Raw genomic sequence first — 2,777 nt, 5'->3', positions numbered from 1 at the left:
TTTCTTCCCATTTTTAGACACCCCTATATACCATATTTCATCATATACAGGACCTGTTGTTGTATCATTCGGATAATCCGTTATCTCAATCAATTTTTCTTTTGGGCATATCAGTTGATTCCATAGGATTCATTAAGCAGATATACCTATCCTTGTACTTTATCACTTTCTCCGGTCTTTCCAAACTTCCTTCCACCAATGGAGAGTTAGCCGGTGTTATCATATAGATAGAACCGATGTCATTCGATGGTTCCTCATACATAATGATATACTTCGCAGGAAAAGAATCTTGATCAATCATACGCTTAACTTCCCGTAAAGCAGTAGAACGAGCAGGGGATTCTTTGCCGGGTTGACAACCCGGCAAAGAAATAAGTAATAATATTAATAATACATTTCTCATACAATCTATTTTTTTAGTCTGTCTTGTATCTACTATCACCAAATAAAACATCTTTTTGCCTCTCATTTTTTATTCATAAATTTTATACTCCTTGTTTAATTGTTCCATTTCAACTTTTTTAATTTTACTATTTTCTTTCTTATTCTCGTAATATAATTTAGTGTCTATATTACTTGGTGAACTTGAGTTTAAATCCAAATCACCATCAGATGATTAGCTAATTAGGGTTTCCTAAATAGTAATACTTTAGAATCTATCATTATGTACATTTACTAAAGAATATAAGCAATACAAATAATATAACCAGAGTTTCAGTCAGCCAAACGATCTTTGCCGTTACACACATTACCAAAAAGCGATCTAATAAAAGTACAATAAGCATTATCGCAATAAATCCTATTATAACATAAAAGCTAAATGCAGTCCATGCACAAATATATATTCTCCATAAAGTATGTAACGTTATTATAAACGGAAATAGGACTAATATAGGAGACCATTTTATATTTTTCATACAGCTATCTTTTTTATTCTATATATCATATTCCCTTGTGAATTATGTTTCATTATTGATTTGAAAGAAGAACTAGAGATAACAGGACGTGGGTACATGGTTTCAAAATAACCAGTGTTTTTTTCCATCATAATAGTCGGTTCTTTTTAAAGTTATATACAAAGGTATCCTTTTCAATAATTCTTCCAAAAATACTATTTTTCTTGGGAATAACACTCTGTTGGAATCTTTTTATGTAAATTATTGGATAACGAATACAAATGTAAACATATAAACGAGTAAGGACAAATAAACTATTTAGTTGAGATTTTCCAACAAAGGACAATAAATAAGCCCTGCCTCTAAAATCATTTCGCTTTCAGAGACAGGGAAAATCAGATAACGGATTAAAAATCCTTATGTTCAGAATCAAACGGAGGAATGAAGGATACAAATTGTATCATTTGCATTTTCTTTTTTAAAAGAAATGAATCTAATAAAATCTCGAAATCCTTTAAATATGGTTTACTTGCTATTTCAGAATCCTGAGGGCATAAAAAAGCATATTTAGAAATTCTATCATATCTAATCAAATAAGGTTTCAATATTTCACCCTGCCCATTGTCAACAGACTGATATTTCTGTTTTACCTTTTTCCTCATAGCAATGAAATCTTCCTCATCATTATCTATCCTTTTATAATTCCCTAATGAATCAAAGAAGGAAAAGAAATTCCATCTATTATAAGACTCATTGATTAAATCACAATAATTCAAATGGACTGTCTGCAAAAGCTTCGACTGCCATAGGATTACTAATATTTGACCTTCCTTTTGAAAAAGGATATTATCATGATTTTCTTTCAAAAAAGAAAGAAGATATTCCGCACCTGTCCCATTTATATTAAGTCTTTCTTCGTTTTGATATTCACAATATGTCCTAAAACGATATTCATTGGCACTATTCACAATATCCCAACAAAAATCACAAAGTTCATTTACAGTTGGATATTTCAAATATATACAATAATAATCCTTTATATACCGAGATAAATCATATTGCAAATCATGGATAGCCACATCCTTTTCCGGGCGAGAACTAACGCAACCTAAAAGTAAAAAAAAAGAAAACGAGATATATAACATTCTTCTTCATTCTATCTTGAAAATAATTTATTATATTTTTGCAATAACGCATTAGCATTCTTAGCAGAGAATTGTAAATGAACAATATCATATCCTCCTTTATTCATAAAACGAATATGGTACATTCGGGATCCACTTTGCCAACCTCCAATATGTTTGGGCATATCACTATCTCCAATCCAATCTCTCATCGACGCTTTCATTAAGCCCTCACCGTTAACAACCCGGTACACTCCCTTCGCACTATTTTCATAACTAATATTGTACTCATTTCGATGAGAGTCAATACCAAGATATTTACTATCTGAAGCGGTTATCTCTTCTATTGAGAAGTCTACCTTAGGCTTAGGAATATCTTCCCCTCCCCAAGAAACTTGTTCCTCTTGGTTATATTCTGCCGTAGCAATTATGCCTTTATCTACAAGTTGATAAATACTACCTTCTAAAGTTTCTGCATTTACCTTGCTACCAAATAAACTATAGTAAGTTTTATTTTCATCTATATAAGTTTTACCTAAATAAGTTGCATCATTTTTTAATTTATCAAGTTCAGACTGAGAATGAATATCTGAATCCCAAACATACTCCCACTTTTCCTCACTACTTTTAACTCGATACCAGTCTGCACCGATCGGATCTATACGATTAACAGGATTATTGCCACAATACGCATAAGGACTGGTAGAATAATAACTCTCTGAAGAAGGGTCCATCGTCGTAAATCTTCCCAGCACCA

Annotated in this window: 3 protein-coding genes; all 3 read right to left on the bottom strand. The window is 31.7% G+C overall.

The features are described from left to right. Window positions 1–85 precede the first annotated feature (85 nt). Window positions 86–403: an Imm65 family immunity protein gene (locus BACCELL_RS15960; RefSeq protein ID WP_248604801.1), complete on the bottom strand. Its 318-nt coding sequence runs from the start codon at window positions 401–403 to the stop codon at window positions 86–88. Between the two features lie 900 nt (window positions 404–1,303). Continuing rightward, entirely contained in the window at window positions 1,304–2,041 is a 738-nt protein-coding gene (locus tag BACCELL_RS15950) for a hypothetical protein (RefSeq protein ID WP_007212944.1), read from the bottom strand. 11 nt (window positions 2,042–2,052) lie between these two features. Then, window positions 2,053–2,777 (bottom strand): RHS repeat-associated core domain-containing protein (locus tag BACCELL_RS27135; protein ID WP_487042767.1); only part of this gene is annotated, 725 nt, incomplete at its 5' end.

The sequence above is a fragment of the Bacteroides cellulosilyticus DSM 14838 genome, assembly GCF_000158035.1.
Lineage (GTDB): Bacteria > Bacteroidota > Bacteroidia > Bacteroidales > Bacteroidaceae > Bacteroides > Bacteroides cellulosilyticus.
The sequence above is the reverse complement of the archived record's forward strand: the minus strand, read 5'-3'. Positions and strand labels throughout refer to the sequence as shown.